This window comes from Dysosmobacter welbionis (genome assembly GCF_005121165.3).
GTDB classification, from domain to species: domain Bacteria; phylum Bacillota; class Clostridia; order Oscillospirales; family Oscillospiraceae; genus Oscillibacter; species Oscillibacter welbionis.
In genome coordinates this window covers 1,219,863-1,238,284 of sequence record NZ_CP034413.3, presented here as the reverse complement: position 1 = coordinate 1,238,284, position 18,422 = coordinate 1,219,863, and the positions used below count along the sequence as shown (strand labels likewise).

24 protein-coding genes and 2 pseudogenes are annotated in these 18,422 nt (G+C 62.4%); 21 read left to right on the top strand and 5 right to left on the bottom strand.

Features of this window, described 5'->3' with window-relative positions:
• Positions 1-30 precede the first annotated feature (30 nt).
• A complete protein-coding gene (locus tag EIO64_RS06605; RefSeq protein ID WP_021748157.1) occupies positions 31-375 on the bottom strand; it encodes a cupin domain-containing protein in 345 nt (114 codons plus the stop codon).
• A 188-nt stretch (positions 376-563) separates the two neighbouring features.
• On the opposite strand from EIO64_RS06605, the gene EIO64_RS06600 reads away from it, so the two are divergent.
• Together EIO64_RS06600 and EIO64_RS06595 are read left to right on the top strand one after the other, a co-directional pair.
• Positions 564-1,265: a MerR family transcriptional regulator gene (locus tag EIO64_RS06600; RefSeq protein ID WP_136891017.1), complete on the top strand. Its 702-nt coding sequence runs from the start codon at positions 564-566 to the stop codon at positions 1,263-1,265.
• The gene (locus EIO64_RS06595; protein WP_136891016.1) at positions 1,229-2,041 is read left to right on the top strand and encodes a hypothetical protein; all 813 of its coding nucleotides are present in this window, start codon (positions 1,229-1,231) and stop codon (positions 2,039-2,041) included. The genes EIO64_RS06600 and EIO64_RS06595 overlap by 37 nt, the downstream gene beginning before the upstream one ends.
• 46 nt (positions 2,042-2,087) lie before the next feature.
• On the opposite strand, the gene EIO64_RS06590 is transcribed toward EIO64_RS06595, so the two are convergent.
• Positions 2,088-2,324 carry a helix-turn-helix domain-containing protein gene (locus EIO64_RS06590; protein WP_025544054.1) on the bottom strand — a complete coding sequence of 79 codons (237 nt, stop codon included), beginning with the start codon at positions 2,322-2,324 and terminating at the stop codon, positions 2,088-2,090.
• A 70-nt stretch (positions 2,325-2,394) separates the two neighbouring features.
• Between EIO64_RS06590 and EIO64_RS06585 the strand changes: the two genes are divergently transcribed.
• From EIO64_RS06585 to EIO64_RS06520, 14 genes and pseudogenes are all read left to right on the top strand, one after another.
• Positions 2,395-2,577, top strand: a complete 183-nt coding sequence (locus EIO64_RS06585) for a hypothetical protein (RefSeq protein WP_158629711.1) — start codon at positions 2,395-2,397, stop codon at positions 2,575-2,577.
• Positions 2,578-2,634: 57 nt separating this feature from the next.
• Entirely contained in the window at positions 2,635-4,212 is a 1,578-nt protein-coding gene (gene hisG, locus EIO64_RS06580) for an ATP phosphoribosyltransferase (protein ID WP_021748153.1), read from the top strand.
• Positions 4,209-5,493 (top strand): annotated as a pseudogene (gene hisD / locus EIO64_RS06575) (histidinol dehydrogenase). Before hisG ends, hisD begins: the two are co-directional and overlap by 4 nt.
• 4 nt (positions 5,494-5,497) lie before the next feature.
• Positions 5,498-6,562, top strand: a complete 1,065-nt coding sequence (gene hisC / locus EIO64_RS06570; RefSeq protein WP_021748150.1) for a histidinol-phosphate transaminase — start codon at positions 5,498-5,500, stop codon at positions 6,560-6,562.
• Between the two features lie 12 nt (positions 6,563-6,574).
• On the top strand, positions 6,575-7,162 hold the full coding sequence (gene hisB / locus EIO64_RS06565) for an imidazoleglycerol-phosphate dehydratase HisB (RefSeq protein ID WP_021748149.1): 588 nt from the start codon (positions 6,575-6,577) through the stop codon (positions 7,160-7,162).
• Positions 7,163-7,774 (top strand): imidazole glycerol phosphate synthase subunit HisH, encoded by a 612-nt coding sequence (gene hisH, locus EIO64_RS06560; RefSeq protein WP_021748148.1) that lies wholly within the window; start codon positions 7,163-7,165, stop codon positions 7,772-7,774. It begins immediately after the preceding gene.
• Positions 7,775-7,794: 20 nt separating this feature from the next.
• Positions 7,795-8,115 carry a pyridoxamine 5'-phosphate oxidase family protein gene (locus tag EIO64_RS06555; protein WP_249390829.1) on the top strand — a complete coding sequence of 107 codons (321 nt, stop codon included), beginning with the start codon at positions 7,795-7,797 and terminating at the stop codon, positions 8,113-8,115.
• Complete coding sequence (locus EIO64_RS06550; RefSeq protein ID WP_249390828.1) at positions 8,109-8,264, top strand: hypothetical protein; 156 nt, start codon at positions 8,109-8,111, stop codon at positions 8,262-8,264. The genes EIO64_RS06555 and EIO64_RS06550 overlap by 7 nt, the downstream gene beginning before the upstream one ends.
• A gap of 20 nt (positions 8,265-8,284) precedes the next feature.
• The gene (locus EIO64_RS06545; protein WP_021748146.1) at positions 8,285-8,467 is read left to right on the top strand and encodes a hypothetical protein; all 183 of its coding nucleotides are present in this window, start codon (positions 8,285-8,287) and stop codon (positions 8,465-8,467) included.
• A gap of 17 nt (positions 8,468-8,484) precedes the next feature.
• Positions 8,485-9,204 (top strand): 1-(5-phosphoribosyl)-5-[(5-phosphoribosylamino)methylideneamino]imidazole-4-carboxamide isomerase, encoded by a 720-nt coding sequence (gene hisA / locus EIO64_RS06540; protein ID WP_136891015.1) that lies wholly within the window; start codon positions 8,485-8,487, stop codon positions 9,202-9,204.
• On the top strand, positions 9,198-9,953 hold the full coding sequence (gene hisF / locus EIO64_RS06535; protein WP_136891014.1) for an imidazole glycerol phosphate synthase subunit HisF: 756 nt from the start codon (positions 9,198-9,200) through the stop codon (positions 9,951-9,953). Before hisA ends, hisF begins: the two co-directional genes overlap by 7 nt.
• 77 nt (positions 9,954-10,030) lie before the next feature.
• Complete coding sequence (gene hisIE / locus EIO64_RS06530) at positions 10,031-10,666, top strand: bifunctional phosphoribosyl-AMP cyclohydrolase/phosphoribosyl-ATP diphosphatase HisIE (protein ID WP_136891013.1); 636 nt, start codon at positions 10,031-10,033, stop codon at positions 10,664-10,666.
• On the top strand, positions 10,663-11,496 hold the full coding sequence (locus EIO64_RS06525; protein ID WP_136891012.1) for a PHP domain-containing protein: 834 nt from the start codon (positions 10,663-10,665) through the stop codon (positions 11,494-11,496). Before hisIE ends, EIO64_RS06525 begins: the two co-directional genes overlap by 4 nt.
• Before the next feature lie 128 nt (positions 11,497-11,624).
• Positions 11,625-12,179: pseudogene (locus EIO64_RS06520) on the top strand (HAD family hydrolase); the annotation flags it as partial.
• Positions 12,180-12,307: 128 nt separating this feature from the next.
• Here EIO64_RS06520 and EIO64_RS06515 read toward each other — a convergent pair.
• A complete protein-coding gene (locus EIO64_RS06515) occupies positions 12,308-12,925 on the bottom strand; it encodes a DUF4230 domain-containing protein (protein ID WP_021748140.1) in 618 nt (205 codons plus the stop codon).
• 179 nt (positions 12,926-13,104) lie between these two features.
• Positions 13,105-13,518 (bottom strand): entericidin EcnA/B family protein, encoded by a 414-nt coding sequence (locus EIO64_RS06510; RefSeq protein ID WP_021748139.1) that lies wholly within the window; start codon positions 13,516-13,518, stop codon positions 13,105-13,107.
• 200 nt (positions 13,519-13,718) lie between these two features.
• Here EIO64_RS06510 and EIO64_RS06505 point away from each other — a divergent pair, with 200 nt between their 5' ends.
• The 5 genes from EIO64_RS06505 (at position 13,719) to EIO64_RS06485 (ending at position 17,786) form a co-directional block, all read left to right on the top strand.
• Positions 13,719-14,147 (top strand): Fur family transcriptional regulator, encoded by a 429-nt coding sequence (locus EIO64_RS06505; RefSeq protein ID WP_025544061.1) that lies wholly within the window; start codon positions 13,719-13,721, stop codon positions 14,145-14,147.
• A 14-nt stretch (positions 14,148-14,161) separates the two neighbouring features.
• Positions 14,162-14,695: a rubrerythrin gene (rbr, locus tag EIO64_RS06500; protein WP_021748137.1), complete on the top strand. Its 534-nt coding sequence runs from the start codon at positions 14,162-14,164 to the stop codon at positions 14,693-14,695.
• A 289-nt stretch (positions 14,696-14,984) separates the two neighbouring features.
• On the top strand, positions 14,985-15,248 hold the full coding sequence (locus EIO64_RS06495; RefSeq protein ID WP_021748136.1) for an HPr family phosphocarrier protein: 264 nt from the start codon (positions 14,985-14,987) through the stop codon (positions 15,246-15,248).
• Positions 15,249-15,325: 77 nt separating this feature from the next.
• Complete coding sequence (gene uvrC, locus EIO64_RS06490; RefSeq protein ID WP_136891011.1) at positions 15,326-17,158, top strand: excinuclease ABC subunit UvrC; 1,833 nt, start codon at positions 15,326-15,328, stop codon at positions 17,156-17,158.
• 100 nt (positions 17,159-17,258) lie between these two features.
• Positions 17,259-17,786, top strand: a complete 528-nt coding sequence (locus EIO64_RS06485) for a hypothetical protein (RefSeq protein ID WP_025544063.1) — start codon at positions 17,259-17,261, stop codon at positions 17,784-17,786.
• Positions 17,787-17,921: 135 nt separating this feature from the next.
• Here the strand turns inward: EIO64_RS06485 and EIO64_RS06480 are convergent, their stop codons facing one another.
• Positions 17,922-18,095, bottom strand: a complete 174-nt coding sequence (locus EIO64_RS06480) for a hypothetical protein (protein WP_158629710.1) — start codon at positions 18,093-18,095, stop codon at positions 17,922-17,924.
• Positions 18,096-18,422: the final 327 nt, after the last annotated feature.

Genomic DNA, 18,422 nt, shown 5'->3' with positions numbered 1-18,422 from the left:
AGCGGCCCCTGGGGCCGCTTGGATCCGGTTTTATTCTCCCACGATTAAAGCAATCAGCTCCACGGGTTCCGTGCCCCGGTTCTCCAGGCCGTGGACCTCGCCGTAGCCGGTGGCGCAGATGTCGCCGGGGCGGACCACGATCTCCTTGCCATTGTCGTTGAACACGCCCTCGCCCTTGATGATGTAGTAAAACTCGGTCTCATGGTCGTGGGGGTGGTCGCCGATGGAGCAGCCTGGGTCCACGGTGACGTGGGCGAACAGGCGGCCGTGGTTATAGAGGCCCTCCTTGTCCGTCAGGTCCTTCATGTGGATGAGGCCCTTGCCGTTCTGGACGCAGGCATCCCGACGGGGGCACTTGTCGGATGGGGTGAACATGGCAGTCTCTCCTTTTTATTGATCTGCCGGTGGTCTTGCAGAGCCCCGGCGAAGATGATACCATCATAGCAGAGGCAAAGGGGAATGTCCAGCCGGGAAATCTCCGGCGGCGGGCGGCTTTTTTGCGAAAAAGGCTTGACTGTCAAGTCCCTTGATACTTTATCCTGAGGCCAAAGGAGGCGGTATCATTGACCAGCAAGGAGATGGAGGCCCGGTCCGGCGTGCCCCGGGCCAATATCCGCTACTACGAGGCGGAGGGGCTGCTGGCCCCCGCCCGGTCCGGTAACGGCTACCGGGATTACAGCGAGGAGGACCTGCGGACCCTGGAGAAGATCAAGCTGCTGCGGCGGCTGGGAGTAACCATCGAGGCGCTTCGGGCCTTGCGGGACGGCAGGGCGGAACTTTCTGCCGTGCTGGACCGGCGGCTGGCGGAGGTGGGCGGCGAACAGGCCGCCCTGGGCCGGGTGGAGCGGGTCTGCGGCGACCTGCGGCGGACCGGCGCCACATTCACCGGCCTGGACCCGGGGAGGTACCTGGCGGACCTGGACGCCCCGGCCCTGCCGGGGGAGGGCGGCCCCTGGTGGGAGAAGGCATCTGCTTCGGCCCTGCCGGAGACGGACCGGCTGCCTACGGTGTGCAGCGCCTCCCGGCGGCTGTTCGCCCGAATGTTCGATGAGATGCTGGTGCGGATGCTGCTGGTGGCGGGACTATGCCTGCTGGGGTATAACCCGACTCGGGCCGCACTGGCTATCAGTTTCGCGGGGGTGGTCCTGCTGGGTGTTTTGGAACCTCTGTCCCTGCATCTCTGGGGCACCACGCCGGGCAGGCCCTGTTGGGGATGCGGCTGGCTGGAATGGATGGAAAAAACCTCCCATACAGCGAGGGCGTGACCCGCTATCTCATGATGCTATGGATGGGATTGGGCTTTTATATCCCCATACTGTCTCTTGTGATGATCCTCCGATCTGCTTGGCGGTGCTGGAAAGAGGAGCCCCAGCCCTGGGACGACGGGGTGGCCTACACCGCAAAGCCCTTCCGGCTCCGATACGCCGCATCGCTGATCCTGACGGTACTCCTGGTGCTGATAGTGGGAGAGGCTGTCAACAGCTGGTCCCAGCTGCCGCCCAACAGAGGGGATCTGACTGTGGCGGAGTTCGCGGAGAACTACAACCGCCAGGCGGAATATCTGGACTTTGGCGGCAGGGCCTATCTGGATGAAGACGGCCAGTGGCAGGAAAAGCCGGAGGATGGCAGCCAGATCATCTCCCTGGAAGACCTGATGGATGTGAACCCCTGGGACGATGCCAAGGCGTTCCACTACACGGTGGAGGACGGCCATGTCACAGCGGTCACCATGTCCGGAACCTTCCAAAATACCACAGCTATGTGGGTGGAAACACCTGACAGCTATGTGCCCCAAATCGTGACGGCCCTGGTCTGGGGGCGCAGGGAGGCGCCTTTCTGGTCTCTCTCCCGGCAGGCCCAGCTGCGGGAGCAGGAGGAGGCGGACTGGGAGCGGGGCTTCACCCTTCATCAGCCGGGGGTAATCATCACGGCAGAGGTGGAGCAGACAGGCTTTTGTTACTTCCAAGGCATGGGCTGGCAGCCGGTGGAGGAGGGCAACCGCCTCTCCTTCACCTACACCGTGGCCCTGGACAACGGATGACCGGAAGCAAAACGGCACGGCGCGGAGATCTCTCCGTACCGTGCCGTTAATCCTGGGCAAACAGGGCGTTGTAGTCCACTTTCAACGCCTCGGCCAGCTTGTCGATCTCAAAAATGGAAGTGGAGCGGTAGCCCGTCTCGATGTGGCCCAGCATGGTCTCCGTGATATCGCAGCCGTTGGTCTGCAGCTGGGCGGCCAGCTGCTTCTGGGAAAGGCCGCGGAGCTTCCGGTAGTATTTCACTTTCGCGCCGATGTTGCGGGTCAGAGGGGTACTTCTTTTCATTGCCATACTCCATAGAATCATGGGTTTTCTTTAAATGATAAAAGGAGCATTTGTCGGAAATCCTCTATCTATGAAGAAAATTTCATTTTTAGGGCTGGAAATGTCAGGGCGGGAACAGGGGAAAGGGAGATTGCAAAAACACCATCCTGGGTGTAAAATCACGTTAACTTCTGTTTTGTGCGAAGTTGAATTTGTTAAAAGCATAGAATTTTTCTTACTACCGAATTACCGCTTTACTTTGCTAATAAAATAAAGTAAAATAAATGCTGAAATCAACGCGGGCTGATAGTCCGCCGGGAGGAGAGTCCCCATGGAACTGGATCTGAACGTCCTGCGGCCCCAGGAGCGGGCATCGCTGCAGCTGCGGCTGCTGTATGAACAGGAGGGCTTCCGCAAATACCACATGGGTCGGTTCGAGGAATACGGTCTCTATCAGGAGAACCGCCGTTTTCTTTCCAGCGAGCAGGTCATCACCTTTACGGACCTGGACGGGCGGCTGCTGGCGCTGAAGCCGGACGTGACCCTCTCCATCGCCAAGAATGCCCAGGTGGGGCCCGGCGGCTGCGGCCGGTACTACTATCAGGAAAACGTCTACCGCCCCAGCCAGGAGAGCCATACCTTCCGGGAGATCAGTCAGATGGGCCTGGAGTGCATCGGTGCCGTGGATGATGCCGCTGCGGCCCAGGTGGTGTCCCTGGCCCTGCGGAGCCTGGCCCTGACCGGGCGGGACTTCGTGCTGGAGATCAGCCACATGGGCTTCGTCACCGGCCTCTTTGACGCGGTGGGCGCCCAGGAGGCTGTGCGGCCCAGGCTCCTCACCTGCATCCGGGACAAAAACGTCCATGAGCTGCGCAAAGCCGCTGAGGCCGCGGGCCTCTCCCGCCAGGGGACGGACGCACTCTGCCGCCTGGGGACTCTGGCAGGGCCCTGGCAGGAGGTTCTTGCTGCCGCGGAGGTGCTGGCCCTGAACGCCGCCATGGGGGCGGCGCTGGAAGAGCTGCGGGGCCTGTGTCGGGCGCTGGAGGACCAGGGGCAGACGGACCACTGGAAGCTGGACTTCTCCCTGGTGAACGATATGGAGTATTACAACGGCTTGGTGCTCCAGGGATATCTGGCGGGAGCGCCCCGGGCAGTGCTCCGGGGCGGGCAGTATGACCCCCTGGCGGAGCAGTTCCGCCCCGGCGCCCGGGCCATCGGCTTTGCGCTGTACTTAGACGAGCTGGACCGGCTGTCCGACGCGGCGGCGGAGCCGGCTGGCCTGGTGATGCTGAACGTGGCCCTGCCCAAGGGCCGCCTGGGAGACAAGGTTTACGACCTGCTGGCGGGCGTGGGCTACGGCTGCCCGGAAAACTACGCCGACACCCGGAAGCTGGTGGTGGAGAACCGAAAGGCGGGCATCCGCTACTTCTTGGTGAAGCCCAGCGACGTGGCCATCTACGTGGAGCACGGCGCGGCGGACATCGGCATCGTAGGCAAGGACATCCTGGCCGAGTCCGGCGCGGATGTGTATGAGCTGCTGGACACGGGCTTGGGCAGGTGCCGCATGTGCGTGGCCGGGCCGAAAGACTTTACCGAGGACCAGAGCCGGGCCCTGCGGGTGGCCACCAAATTCGGGAATATCGCCAAGCGGTACTACGCCGCCCAGGGCCGGGACATCGACATCATCCAGCTGAACGGCTCCATTGAGCTGGCCCCCATCCTGGGCCTCTCTGATGTGATTGTGGACATCGTGGAGACGGGCACCACCCTGCGGGAGAACGATCTGAAGGTGCTGACGGAGTTCATGCCCATCTCGGCCCGCTTCATCGCCAACCGGGCCAGCTACCAGTTCAAGCACCAGGAGATCGAGGCGCTTCTGGGCAGGCTGAAGGAGGTGACGGAGGCATGATTCCCATCTATGAGGCGGACCGCCTGGAGGACCTGCCCCTCTTTGACCGCCCCCCCAGGCGGAGGAGGATGTGGATGCGGCGGTGGCCGCCATTCTGGCGGACGTCCGCACCCGGGGGATGAGGCCCTGCGGGAATACACCCGCCGGTTCGACGGCGCAGATCTGGAGCGGTTTGAGGTGACGGCGGAGGAGCTGCGCGCCGCCTGGGACTGTGTGGACGGGAATTTCCGGGAGACGCTGCGGCAGGCGGCGGACAATATCCGGCACTTCCATGAGGCACAGGTCCACCGGGACTTCTGCCTGACGGACCGGCCCGGCGTGGTGCTGGGCCAGCGATACACGCCTGTCGAGCGGGTGGGCATCTGCGTACCCGGCAGCCCGGTGGCTTTTCCCTCCACCATTTTGATGAACGTCATCCCTGCCAGGATCGCCGGGGTAAAAGAGATCGCGGTGGTGACGCCGCCGAACCAAAACGGCGCCATCTCTGCAGAAGCTCTGGCAGCGGTAAAAATCGCCGGGGCGGACCGGGTGTTCAAGATCGGCGGCGCCCAGGCGGTGGCGGCCCTGGCCTACGGCACGGAGACAGTCCCCCAGGTGGACAAGATCGTGGGTCCCGGCGGCGTCTTTGTGGCTGCCGCCAAGCGGAAGGTGTTCGGACAGGTGGACATCGACATGATCGCCGGCCCCAGTGAGATCCTGGTGGTGGCGGACGGGAAGAGCGACCCCGCCTGGGTGGCGGCGGACCTGTTGAGCCAGGCGGAGCACGACGCCCACGCCGCCGCCGTGCTGGTGACGGACAGCCGCCCCCTGGCGGAGGCCGTCCAAAACGAGGTGGAGCGCCAGCTGACGGACCTGCCCCGGCGAGATATCGCTCAAAAGTCCTTGGAGGCCAACGGTAAGATCCTGGTGACAAAGGACCTGGCCGCGGCAGTGGAGGCCGCCAACCGCATCGCTCCGGAGCATCTGGAGTTGTGCGTGGACGATCCCTTTGCCCTGCTGCCCCTGGTCAAAAACGCCGGCAGCGTTTTTCTGGGCCGCCACACGCCAGAGGCGCTGGGGGACTATTTCGCGGGTCCCAACCACACCCTGCCCACCAGCGGTACGGCCCGGTTTTCCAGTCCCCTCAGCGTAGACGACTTTGTGAAGAAGACCCAGTTCATCTACTACACCCGGGAGGCGCTGGCAGACGCCGCCCCCCGGATCGCGGACTTTGCAGAGCGGGAGGGCCTCCACGGCCACGCCCGGTCTGCCCTGTCCCGCACGGAAGAGAAAGGAGAGTGATCCCATGAGCCGCTGGATTTCCCAGGAGGCGGAGCGCCTTGCCCCCTACACCCCCGGCGAGCAGCCCCAGGATCAGCAGTATGTAAAGCTGAACACCAATGAGAGCCCCTTCCCCCCGTCGCCCAAGGTTCTCAAGGCCATCAACCGGGCGGAGATCCTGAAACTGAACCTGTACTCCGACCCCACCTGTGCCGCGCTGACGGAGGCCATCGCCAGGCGCTATGAGCTGAAAGCCAAGAACGTGCTGGCGGGCAACGGCTCTGACGAGGTGCTGGCCTTTGCCTTCCGGGCCTTCTGCGGAGCGGGGCAACCCGTGGCCTTTGCGGATGTTACCTATGGGTTCTATAAGTCCCAGGCTGCCCTGTTCGATCTGGATGTGAAGATAATCCCCCTGCGGGAGGACTTCACCTTACATGTGGACGACTATATGGATTTCCCCGGCACCATTGTCATCGCCAACCCCAATGCCCCCACCGGTATTGCCGTGCCCCGGAACGACATCCAGCGGCTGCTGGAGGCGAACCCAGACCGAGTGGTGATCGTGGACGAGGCGTATGTGGACTTCGGCGCCGAGAGCTGCGTGCCCATGATCTACCGTTATGACAACCTGCTGGTGACCCAGACTATGTCCAAGAGCCGGTCCCTGGCCGGCGGTCGGGTGGGCTACGCATTGGGCAGCCCGGAGTTGATCGCGGACCTGAACCGGGTGAAATACAGCTTCCATCCCTACAATGTAAACCGGCTGTCCATCGCGGCAGGGGCCGCCGCTGTGGCGGACGAGGCGTACTTCGCCGCCTGCACCGCTGCCATCCGGCAGACCCGGGCCTGGACCGTGGGAGAGCTGGAGAATTTGGGTTTCACTGTCCTGCCCTCCCAGGCCAACTTCGTCTTTGCCCGCCACAGCCAGCTTCCCGGCGAGACCCTGTACCGGAAGCTGAAGGAGAACGGCGTCCTGGTCCGCTGGTTCGACGCGGACCGGATCCGGGACTATATCCGCATTACCATCGGATCCATGGAGCAGATGGAGACCCTGGTGGAGGAGCTGACGGCCATCCTGGAAGAGCTGTAAGGAGGCGGAGAGATGCGCACTGCTGATATCAGGCGGGACACCCGGGAGACCCGGATCCAGCTCTCTTTAAACCTGGACGGCACTGGGAAGGCGGACATCGCCACCGGCGTGGGGTTCCTGGACCACATGCTGGAGCTGTTCGCCCGGCATGGGGATTTTGACCTGACCATCCGCTGCCAGGGGGACACCCAGGTGGACGGCCACCACAGCGTGGAGGACATCGGCATCTGCCTGGGCCGGGCCTTTGCAGAGGCTCTGGGGGACAAGCGGGGTATCACGCGCTACGGCCAGTTCCTCCTGCCCATGGACGAGACGCTGGTGCTGGTGGCCTGCGACCTTTCCGGCCGGGACTATCTGGGCTGGTCCGTGGACCTGCCCGCCCAAAGGGTGGGGGACTTCGATACGGAGCTGGGCAAGGAGTTCTTCCTGGCCTTCGTCCGGGCGTGCCCCATGTCCCTCCACATCCGGCAGATGGCCGGGGAGAACACCCACCACATTCTGGAGGCCGTGTTCAAGGGCGCGGGCCGGGCCTTGAAGATGGCTGTGGCCCCGGACGAAAAACACCGGGATGAAATTCCCAGCACGAAGGGTGTGCTGTAAATGATTGCAATTGTAGACTACGGCGTGGGGAACTTGTTCTCTCTGCTCTCCAGCCTGAGGGCCCTGGACCTGGAGGCGGAGGTCACCGGCGACGCCGGCCGCCTCCGGGCGGCAGACCGGATCATCCTGCCCGGCGTGGGCGCCTTTGGGGACGCCCGCGCCAAGCTGGATGCCACCGGCTTGGTGCCGGTGATTCAGGAGGAGGCGGAGAAGAAGCCTCTCCTGGGCATCTGCCTGGGGATGCAGCTGCTGTTTGACAAGAGCTTTGAGTACGGGGAGCACCCCGGCCTGGGGCTGGTGCCCGGCCAAGTAGTGGACCTCCGCCGGGACCTGACGGACAAGACGCTGAAGGTCCCCCACATGGGCTGGAACAGCTTGCAGATTTTGAAAGATGACCCCCTGTTCCGCCACGTCCGGGACGGAGAGTATGTGTATTACGTCCACAGCTTCTATGCCCGGGACTGCGCCGCCGGCACTCTGGCCGCGTCCCGGTACGGCAATGTGGATGTCACCGGTGTGGTGCGCCGGGGAAACGTCTACGGCACCCAGTTCCACCCGGAGAAATCCGGGGACACGGGACTGCGGTTGCTGCGGGCCTTTGCAGAACTGTGAGGGAGGATGCCATGAGACCTATGAGACGACAGGACAGGGCCGTCACGGCTCCGGAGAAGGTCCGGGCGGTTATCGACGCATGTGAAGTCTGCCGCCTGGGCCTTCAGGACGGCAGAGGCGTCTACGTGGTGCCGGTGAACTTCGGCCACACGGTGGAGGGCGGCCGCCATGTCTTTTACTTCCACGGCGCCGCGGAGGGGCGGAAGGTGGACCTGGTCCGCCGAAACGGCTGGGCCGGGTTCGAGCTGGACACCGGCTACCGGCTTCAGGGGCGGAGGCGGCCTGCGGCTACACCGCCGCGTTTCAAAGCGTCATCGGCGAGGGCCCCATCCGTGTGGTAGAGACGGCGGAAGAGAGGCGGCGGGGTCTGGCGGCTATCATGCGCCAGGCTACCTGCTGCGGGGACTGGACCTTTCCGGACGCGGCGGTGGACGCCGTGTGCGTCCTGCGGCTGGATGCGGAGGAGCTCTCCTGCAAGGAGCACCTATAATTAGATTGGGAGGAGACGGCATGAGGCGGATCTGGCTGGGTTTTGCCTGGATCCTGTTCGGCATTCTGCTGGTATTGGTCGGATTTGAGCCCCCTGCGCTCACGATTCTTAGTTGGATGCGGGCCTATTGGGCCCCGGTGGGTCTGCTCTGTGGGATCATCGGTCTGGTGCTGGTGCTTCTGGACAACAAGAACAAAGATTGACAGAGGAGACGTGGTCTATGCAGATTTTTCCCGCCATTGACCTGCGGGGCGGACAGGTGGTCCGCCTGTATCAGGGAGACTATGACAAAGAGACGGTCTACGCCCAGGACCCCTGCGCCGTGGCCCGGGACTTCATCGCTGCCGGTGCCGGATACCTCCATGTGGTGGACCTGGACGGCGCCAAGGACGGCACCCTGGCCAACTTTGACACCATCGCCGCCATTGCCGGACAGGGTGGCCTCTACATCGAGGTGGGCGGCGGAATCCGGGACGAGGACCGCATCCGCCGGTACCTGGATCTGGGTGTGGGCCGGTGCATCCTGGGCACCATCGCGGTGAAGGATTTCGACTTCACGGAGCGGATGGCCCAAACATACGGCGACCGGATCGCCGTGGGGGTGGACGCCCGGGACGGCTACGTGGCCGTCAGCGGCTGGAAGGAGCTGTCTGCGGAAAAGGGCGTGGACTTTTGCCGCCGCCTCCGGGACGCGGGCGTCCAGACCGTCATCTATACGGACATCAGCCGGGATGGGGCGGAACAGGGCACCAATCTGGCGCTCTACCGGGAGCTGGCAAAAATTGAGGGCCTGGACATCACCGCCTCCGGCGGCGTCAGCAGTCTGGAGGAGCTGCGGGAGCTCCGGAAGATCGGGGCCAAAGCCGCCATTCTGGGCAAGGCCCTGTACACGGGCCGTCTGGATTTAAAAACGGTCATCCGGGAGGTGGGCGCATGTTAGCCAGGCGGATCATCCCCTGCCTGGACGTGAAGGACGGCCGGGTGGTGAAGGGGACCAACTTTGAGGGTCTGCGGGATATGGCAGACCCGGTGGAGATGGCCCGGTTCTACAACGAATCCGGGGCGGACGAGCTGGTATTCTATGACATCACCGCCTCTGCGGAGGGCCGGAACCTGTTTACGGACATCCTGCGGCGGGTTGCGGGCGAGATTTTCATTCCCCTGACGGTAGGGGGCGGCATCCGGACGCTGGAGGACTTTGACCGGGTCTTGAAATGCGGCGCCGACAAGGTGAGCGTCAACTCCGGCGCCATCGCGGACCCCACCATCATCGGCGCGGCAGCCAAGAAGTACGGCGACCAGTGCGTGGTGCTCAGTATGGACGTGAAGCGGGTGGACGGGCAGTTCCGCCTCTTCGCCAAGGGCGGCCGGGAGGACACCGGCATCGACGCTATGGAGTGGGCCGCCCGGGGCGTGGCCGACGGCGCCGGGGAGATCGTGTTGAACTCCATCGACACCGACGGCGTCAAGCAGGGCTTTGACCTGGAGATGCTGGACGCCCTGGCATCACGGGTGAGCGTGCCCATCATCGCCAGCGGCGGCGCCGGGAAAATGGAGGACTTTGCCCAGCTCTTCACCCACCCCGGCATCGATGCGGGGCTGGCGGCGTCCATCTTCCACACCCGGCAGGTGGATATCAAGGAGCTGAAGCACTATCTGCGGGCGCAAGGCGTGGAGATGCGGATCTGACAGAACGCCCGGTCCCGGACGGGAAGCGGAGTCCCAGCCGCCCACGGGCGGCATACCCAAGAAAAGGAGACAGCACCATGGATTTGAAATTTGACGCAAACGGCCTGATCCCCGCCATCGTCCAGGACCACTACACCAAGGAGGTCCTGACCCTGGCCTACATGAACGCAGAGAGCCTGGCCATCACCATTGACGAGGGCCGGACCTGCTTCTTCTCCCGCAGCCGCCAGCAGCTCTGGCGCAAGGGGGAGACCTCCGGCAACGTCCAGCATGTGGTGTCCATCACCGCGGACTGTGACAAGGACGCCCTGGTGGTGGAGGTGGTGAAGGACGGCCCCGCCTGCCACACCGGGGCGGAGAGCTGCTTCTTCCGGCCGGTCTACCTCTCCGAGGAGTTGAAGGCTTTCAGCTATGAGGGCCTGTACCGCTTGATCCAAGGGCGGAAGACCGATCCCAAGGAGGGCAGCTACACCACTTATCTTTTTGAAAAGGGCCTGGACAAGATCCTGAAGAAGGTGGGTGAGGAGTGCACCGAGGTCATCATCGGCGGCCGCAAGGAGGACAGGGAGGAGACCATCTATGAGATCGCCGACCTGACCTACCATGTGATGGTGCTGATGGTCCAGATGGGCATCACCCTGGAGGACGTGATGGCGGAGTTGGAGAAGCGCCATGTCATCGACCACAAGGTGAAGCAGGAGCGGATGCAATGAATCTGACACCGGAATGCTGCTCCGTCCACACCCACTCCGTTCTCTGCGACGGGAAGGGAACCCTGGCGGAGATGGCTGCGGCCGCGTATGCGGCAGGGGTCCGCTTCTTCGGCGCCTCCGGCCACAGCCACACGGAGATCCCCCACGACGCGGGCAACGTCCTGCCAACCGATCCGGCGGAATACCGGGAGCAGGTGCTACGCCTCCGGGAGGAATACGCCGGACAGATGGAGGTCCTGCTGGGTATCGAGCAGGACAGCCGGTCCGCACAGCCGGTTCCGGACTGGGCGGACTACTGGATCGGCTCCGTCCACAACCTCTATGACCCGAAGACCGGGAAGTACCATGGCATAGACTGGGACCGGGAGCGGCTGATCGCCTGCCGGGACCAGATGTTCGGCGGCGATATGCTGGCCCTGACAGAGGGCTACTACCGGGATGTAGCCGCCATGGCGGACCGAAGACCCGCCATTCTGGGCCACATTGACCTGGTGACCAAGCTGAATCGGGGAAATGCCCTGTTTGACGAGGACGATCCCCGCTGCCGCACGGCGGCGCTGGAGGCCCTGCACCACACGGACCCGGATGCCACGCTGCTGGAGGTCAACACCGGCGCCATCTCCCGGGGATACCGGGACACGCCCTATCCGGCGGTGTTCCTTCTGCGGGAGTGGCGGGGCATGGGAGGACAGATCATCCTCACCGCCGACGCCCACAGCCCGGAAACGGTCGTGTACGGCTACGGCCAGGCGGCGGAGCTGGCAAGAGCGGCGGGTTTCCGGGAATGTGTTCTGCTGACCGGGAGGGGTTGGAAGCCCTGCCCCCTGTGAAATGACGGGAAACTTTCATAAAAAAGGCGCGGTGAAAACCGCGCCTTTCGGTTTGAATGCCAGTTGTAGCGGTGCGGAGAAATTGATAAAATAAAAACAATCTTACCGAAGAACAAAGGAGACGGGCCATGTATCATACAGTGATCTTTGACCTGGACGGCACCCTGCTGGACACGATTCAGGACCTGACCAATGCCGGAAACTGGGTCTGCCGCCGGAACGGCTGGCCGGAGTACTCCGCAGAGGAGTTCAAGACCATGGTGGGCCATGGAATCCCCAATCTGGTGCGGCGGTTTTCTCCGGAGAAGAGCCGCAGTCCCCTGCTGCTGGCCAATACTCTCGCCCAGTTTTCCGCCTATTACGGCGCCCACAACATGGACGAGACACGGCCCTATGACGGCATCCCGGCACTGCTGGAGCGGCTGGGGAGACGGGGAGTGACCCTGGCGGTTTACTCCAACAAGGCGGACGGCTTTTGCCGGGAGATCGTGGAACACTACTTTCCCGGTGTCTTCCATCTGGTGCGGGGCCAAGTCAAGGGAGTGCCGGTGAAGCCGGACCCGGCGGGCATCCACGCTCTGCTGGCCGACCTGGCAGTGCGCCCGGAGGAGACGTTGTTTGTGGGAGACAGCGGCGTGGATATGCAAACGGCCCACAACGGCGGCCTGACGGCCTGCGGCGTCACCTGGGGATTTCGGAGCCGGCAGGAGCTGGAGGACGCCGGGGCGGACCATCTGGCGGACACGCCGGAGGCCCTGGGGACTATATCCTGGCATGAGAAGAGGCGGAGCCGCGGCTCCGCCTCTGTTTTTTATTGGACCGTGACGGTGTATGTGTCCGGCAGTGCGGCGGCAAACAGCTGCTCTACGCTGGAGACGGCTTTGGCGCGAGCCTCCGCCAGAAGCCCGCGGGACAGGGCCTTTTCCTCCATGGCTGCCTTCTGATCCGACTGGAAGGAGGTGAAATCCTCCACTGTGAAGGGATTGAAGATGGAGGTCTTCTCGTCGAACACCTCCATGCTGTCCTCATCGATCTCGTGGGAGAGGATCTCCGCCTCCGGCAGTGTGATGGTGACCGTGGTGCCGCTGACGGACACCTCCGCCCCGTCCAGGTCCACCCCGGCCTTGACGGTGCCGTCGTAGGTAAGGATGAAGGACTTGGTGGTGAAGGGGATTTTCACCCCGTAGAAGTCGTTGCTGCTCTCGAACTGGGCCATGTTGGTGTAGGCGTAGGTGACCGTGGCCAGCTCCCGGATCTCCGACAGCTGATTCTGCAGGACGACCGTGTCTATTTTCGCTGTCTCAGACCGGCCGGCGGACCACCGCCCGCCCAGAAAGCAGGCGCCGCCCACCAGGGCGCAGAGAAGGATGCCCAGCCACAGGTACCGGGCTGTCCTCAGGGGGTGGAGGGGTTCTTTCACAGTGCTCATAGCGGCTCCTTTTCCACAAAATGTATGCTTTGCCTTATTGTACCATGTTCCCTGGAAAAGGCAAGGACCTTCCCAAGCCCTTTCGGAAAAAGACAGGGCCGCAGCTGTTGCCGCGGCCCTGTGTGTTTTCTGCGCGCCGTCTTCCTGTTCAAGCAGGCAAAACGCTTCTCTGTCCGTTTTTATGCTGTGCGGCCGCTGGCGGCATTTTCGTGGTCCGTCAGAAGCCCGTCGGAATCGTGGACCCGGGCATTGCGCAGCATTTGTCCGTAGGATACGCCGGGACGGCTGTTCTGCTTGGTGACGGCATCCTCCACGGTGGTGTCGCCGCCGGTGAGGGCACTGTCACCTCTGTCGGTGGTGTTCTGGTCGTTCTTGTGATCGCCGGTCCCGTTGTCCTTGTTGCTATTGTTGTTGTCGGGGTCCAGGATGTCCTCGCCGGCATCCATGATGTCTTCGCCAGCGTTCTGGATATCCTCTCCGACCGTGTTTTGGCCGTTGTTATCTTGGTTGGTGTCTTTGTCGTTGCCGCCGCAGGCGGTCAGGGCAAACACCACCAGGACAGAGGCCAGCAAGAGCGTAAACTGTCTTTTCATGGGTTGACCTCCCTTTGCGCGGGCGTTTGTTTCGCGATACCCAGGTGTTATTGTCTCCGTGGCGTCTGGATTTAGCAGCGGAAGTTTCCGCCAGCGCCGGACAGTCGAATGTTGTCCGAATTTTGAAAAAGTGCTTGCATTTTCCAGCAGGATATGATATATAAATAATAGTAATTATTACTATTTAAGGAAGAAAGCCTATGCCGCAGCGTTTTTCCCAGCAGCGGGAGCGGATCTACCAGACTGTGCTGGAGAGCCGCGCCCATCCCACGGCGGAGATGGTCTATCAGCAGCTGAAGCCGGAGATGCCCCGGCTGAGCCTGGGGACCGTGTACCGCAATCTCCAGCAGATGGCCCGGGAGGGGCGGTTGACAGAGCTGGACGGCCCTGTGACCCGCTTTGACGCGGTGACTCGGCCCCATACCCATTTCCGCTGCCGCGCCTGCGGGGCTGTGCTGGATCTGGAGACTGTGCCCTATGACGAGAGGCTGGACCGTCTGGCTGCGGCCCGGGGCTGCGTGGTCACGGGCCACACCCTGATATTCACCGGACACTGCCCGCGCTGTGCGGGACAGGACGGCCGGCATGAGTATAGACCAGAGGAAAAAAGAGACAATTGTAAAATTTGAAAGGAGTCAGACACATGGAACTGAAGGGCAGCAAGACGGAAGCCAATCTGTGGATCGCGTTCGCCGGGGAGTCCCAGGCCCGGAACAAGTACGACTATTTTGCCAGCAAGGCCAAGAAAGAGGGCTACGAGCAGATCGCGGCCATCTTCCAGGAAACCGCTCTGAATGAGAAGGAGCACGCCAAGCTGTGGTTCAAGGCCCTGGACGGCATCGGCAGCACTGAGGAGAACCTGGTGGCTGCCGCTGCAGGCGAGAACGAGGAATGGACCAAGATGTACGCCGAGATGGCGAAGACCGCCGAGGAGGAGGGCTTCCTGGCGCTGGCCGCCCAGTTCGAGGGCGTGGCCAAGATCGAGAAGACCCACGAGGAGAGGTACTTAAAGCTGCTGGACAACCTGAAGAAGGGCGAGGTCTTCAAGAAGGGCGAGAAGGTCATGTGGTTCTGCCGCAACTGCGGCCATGTGGAGATCGCCGAGAGCGCGCCGGCGGTGTGCCCGGTGTGCAAGCACCCCCAGGCCTACTTCCAGGTGAAGGCCGAGAACTATTGATCCCACTGTCCACAGGGGACCTCCTTTTGGGAGGTCCCCTGTCTGCGTCTCCAGCCGCCCTTGTAGAAATAGATAAAAAAGAGGGGGTAACTGCCGGAAAATTGTGAAAGATAGGCTAAAAGACGAAAAGACTGTGTACGGTTTCCTGGAAATTTTAAAATGTTTGTGAAAAACGCCGTTGACTGTCTGTGTAAAACCGGGTATGATGTTATCAGAAAAATCATCGGTTATCATGTGGAGCTGTTGGAACAGACTTGGTTGACTTGGTATAGAAAAGGAGAGCTGGATCATGTATACACAGGAGATCACCGTAAATAATGAGGTAGGTCTGCACGCAAGACCGGCCACGTTCTTTATCCAGAAAGCAAATGAGTTCAAGAGCGGCATCTGGGTTGAAAAGGAGGATCGCCGCGTCAATGCCAAGAGCCTGCTGGGCGTTCTGTCCCTGGGCATCGTGAAGGGCACCACCATTACGTTGATCGCCGACGGCGCCGATGAGAAAGAGGCTGTCGAGGCGTTGGTGGAACTGGTCAAGGACAACTTCGGCGAATAACACATTCGATACAGGAAGTACGACACGGCCCTGCGGCGCGCAAGGCCGTGTATCTTTTATGCGAGGAGGCGGCGGGCGTGACAAAGGAAGAGCTGCGGGAGAAGGCCAACGACCTGCCACTGGTGCCGGGCGTCTATTTGATGATGGATAAAACAGGCAGGGTCATCTACGTGGGCAAGGCCAAGAAGCTGAAAAACCGGGTGAGCCAGTATTTCCAGGACAGCGCCTCCCACACCGCCAAGACGCGGAACATGGTGTCTCAGGTGGACCGCTTCGACACCATCTTCGTCACCAGCGAGTTCGAGGCCCTGGTGCTGGAGAACTCCCTTATCAAGCGGCACATGCCCCGCTACAACATCCTGCTGAAGGACGACAAGGGGTACCCCTTCGTCCGCCTGTCCAAAGAGGCATACCCCCGCTTCTCCCTGGTGAACAAGATGGCCAATGACTCCGCCCGGTACTTTGGGCCCTTCGGCGGTCGGTTCGAGACCCGCCAGGCCCTGGACGCGGTGTGTGTGGCCCTGCGGTTGCCTACCTGCAGCCGGAAATTCCCACGGGATATCGGGGCAGAGCGCCCCTGTCTGAACTTCCACATGGGCCGGTGCGACGGATTCTGCCGGCCGGAGATGACAGCAGAAGCGTATAACCGCCGGATCGAGCAGGCGGTGCAGCTGCTGGAGGGGAGGAGCAAGCAGCTGCTCCGGGACATGACCGCCGAGATGGAGGCGGAGGCGGAGGCCCTCCACTTCGAGCAGGCGGCGCTGCTCCGGGACCGGATTAACGCCATCGGTGCCCTCAGCAAAAAGCAGACGGTGATCGCGGGCCTCTGTGCCGATACGGACATCTGGGGACTGTACCGGGGATCCGGCAAGAGCTGTTACGCCATTCTCCACATGGAGGAGGGAAATCTGGCCGGCCGGGAGACGGAGCTGTTCTCCGCCCCCAACGAGGAGTCGGAGGCCGAGATGCTCTCCGCCCTGACGGCCCAGTACTACCTTCCCCGGGCCATCCTGCCCCACGAGATCCTGCTGCCCATGGAGACGGAGGACTGCGAAGAGCTGTCGGAGGTCCTGACGAAGCGGGCGGGCCACAAGGTATGGGTCCACGTGCCCCAGCGGGGAGAGAAGGCGGAGCTGCGGGCCATGGCCCAGCGGAACGCCCAGGAGGAGACAGAGCGAGCCACCACCGTGGAGGAGCGGACTGCCTACACCCTGGAGCTGCTGGGGAAGATGCTGAATCTGCCGGAGCCTCCGAAGCGGATGGAGTCCTTCGACATCTCCAACACGGGAAAGAGCGACATCGTGGCCTCCATGGTGGTATACAGCGGCACCCGGCCGCTGAAGTCCGCCTACCGCCGTTTCCGCATCCAGTCTTTGGAGGGACATCCGGATGACTACGCCTCCGTGCAGGAGGTGCTGCGCCGACGGCTCCAGCGGGCAGCGGATGGGGACGAGAAGTTTCTGCCCCTGCCGGACGTGTTTCTGATCGACGGCGGCGAGACCCACGCCCGGGCAGCGCAGACGGTGGCCTGGGAATTCGGTGTGGATGTGCCCATCTTCGGCATGGTGAAGGATGACCGCCACCGAACCCGGGCCCTGGTGACGCCGGAGGGCCGGGAGATCGGCATCGTCACCCAGCAGGCGGTGTTCTCCCTCATCGGCCAGATCCAGGAGGAGACCCACCGCTTTGCCATCACCTACCACCACGAGAGCCACAGCAAAAGCGCCACCCGCTCCGCCCTGGACGGTATCCCCGGTGTGGGCGAGAAGCGGCGGGCGGAGCTGCGGAAACACTTCGGCACCATCAAGGCCATCCGGGAGGCGGATGTGGAGACCCTTGCCGCCGTGGTGCCCCGGGCCGCCGCCCAGGCGGTGTGGGAACATTTTCACCCGAAAAACGAGAACGTCTGAAAGCCAGCGGCACAGCCGCTGGCTTTTTTGCGGGAGATGAGGAAAAGGATGCAGCCATTTCGTTTGATAAACAGAGCGTGAGGAAAGGACTGGTATTTTCATGAAGAAGGAACACTGTGTTTTGATCCTGATCTGCTGCTTTCTCATGGCGGCTTGCGGCCGCCTGGAAGATATTCCGGAGGATCTGTCGGCGTTTCCAGAGACAGAACGGAAAGAGACCGCCGAGACCCCGGCAGGGCCGCAGTTTGAAACCCTGACGGTTGCCGATGATCCGATCACGGCAGAATTCTCCCTGACCACCCGGCAGGAACCGGCGGCGTTTCTCTATGTCGCCGTGGAGGAGGATTGCACGACCACGGTGAACTGCACCTATGCCTCCCAGGACCAGCCGGTGACGGTGTGTCTGGCCGGTGGGGAGTCCTGGGAACTGCAGGGGGCATCGGAGGAGGCATACGGCGCCATCTGGAGCAACTGGCCGGTGACGCTGCGGCAGGGGGAAAACGTGTTCTGCATCACCGGCGGCGGGAGTTTCTGCCGGATGCGGCTGGAGCTGCTGGATGCGGTAGGCGTCTCCTATGCCGGGGCCTTCCCGGAAGGAACGGAGCTGCAACCGCTGGAGGGGATGTAGGCAAAGGAGCACGGGATTCCGGGCCGGAATTCCACACGGCCTAGCTTTCCATGGGCCGGCCAATGTCCCGATCCATCAGGGGCGGGAGCTCCACACCGAACCGCCCGGAGCCAACGGCTCCGGGCGGCTTTCTTGTCAGGAGTTGATTTTGCGAAGGAACCAGGCGACAATGGCCGCCAAGGCCACCCCAAACAGCATTCCGCTGTAGCATACCCGTAGGTAGAGCAGGTGGAAAGCGGTGGACTCATTGTTGTGATAGCCAGTAACAAGTGCCAGCAGATTGTTAGTGGCATTTATGTCTATACACAAAAGACGGAATAGACCCAGGCAGACCGCCAGAGCCAAGACCCAGGGCCAGATCCGGCGGCCTCTCCGGGCCCAGAGAAAAAACGGCCCCCCGTCACCAGGGCAGAGATACAAGCGTAGAGGAACAGAGACAAGAGCGTCCCTATGAGAGGAACTGTCCCAAGGAAAAGAGACGACAAATCCCCCAGCAAGCGGGAGGTGACATAGGGGATAGCCGGTGCGGCAAAGACCACCAGCACAGCCAGCGCCAGTTCCCGTTGAGACCAGGACTTCATGGGGCGCACATCCTTTCAAAAGATGGGGCTTTTCTCCATTGTATCAAGGGCAGTC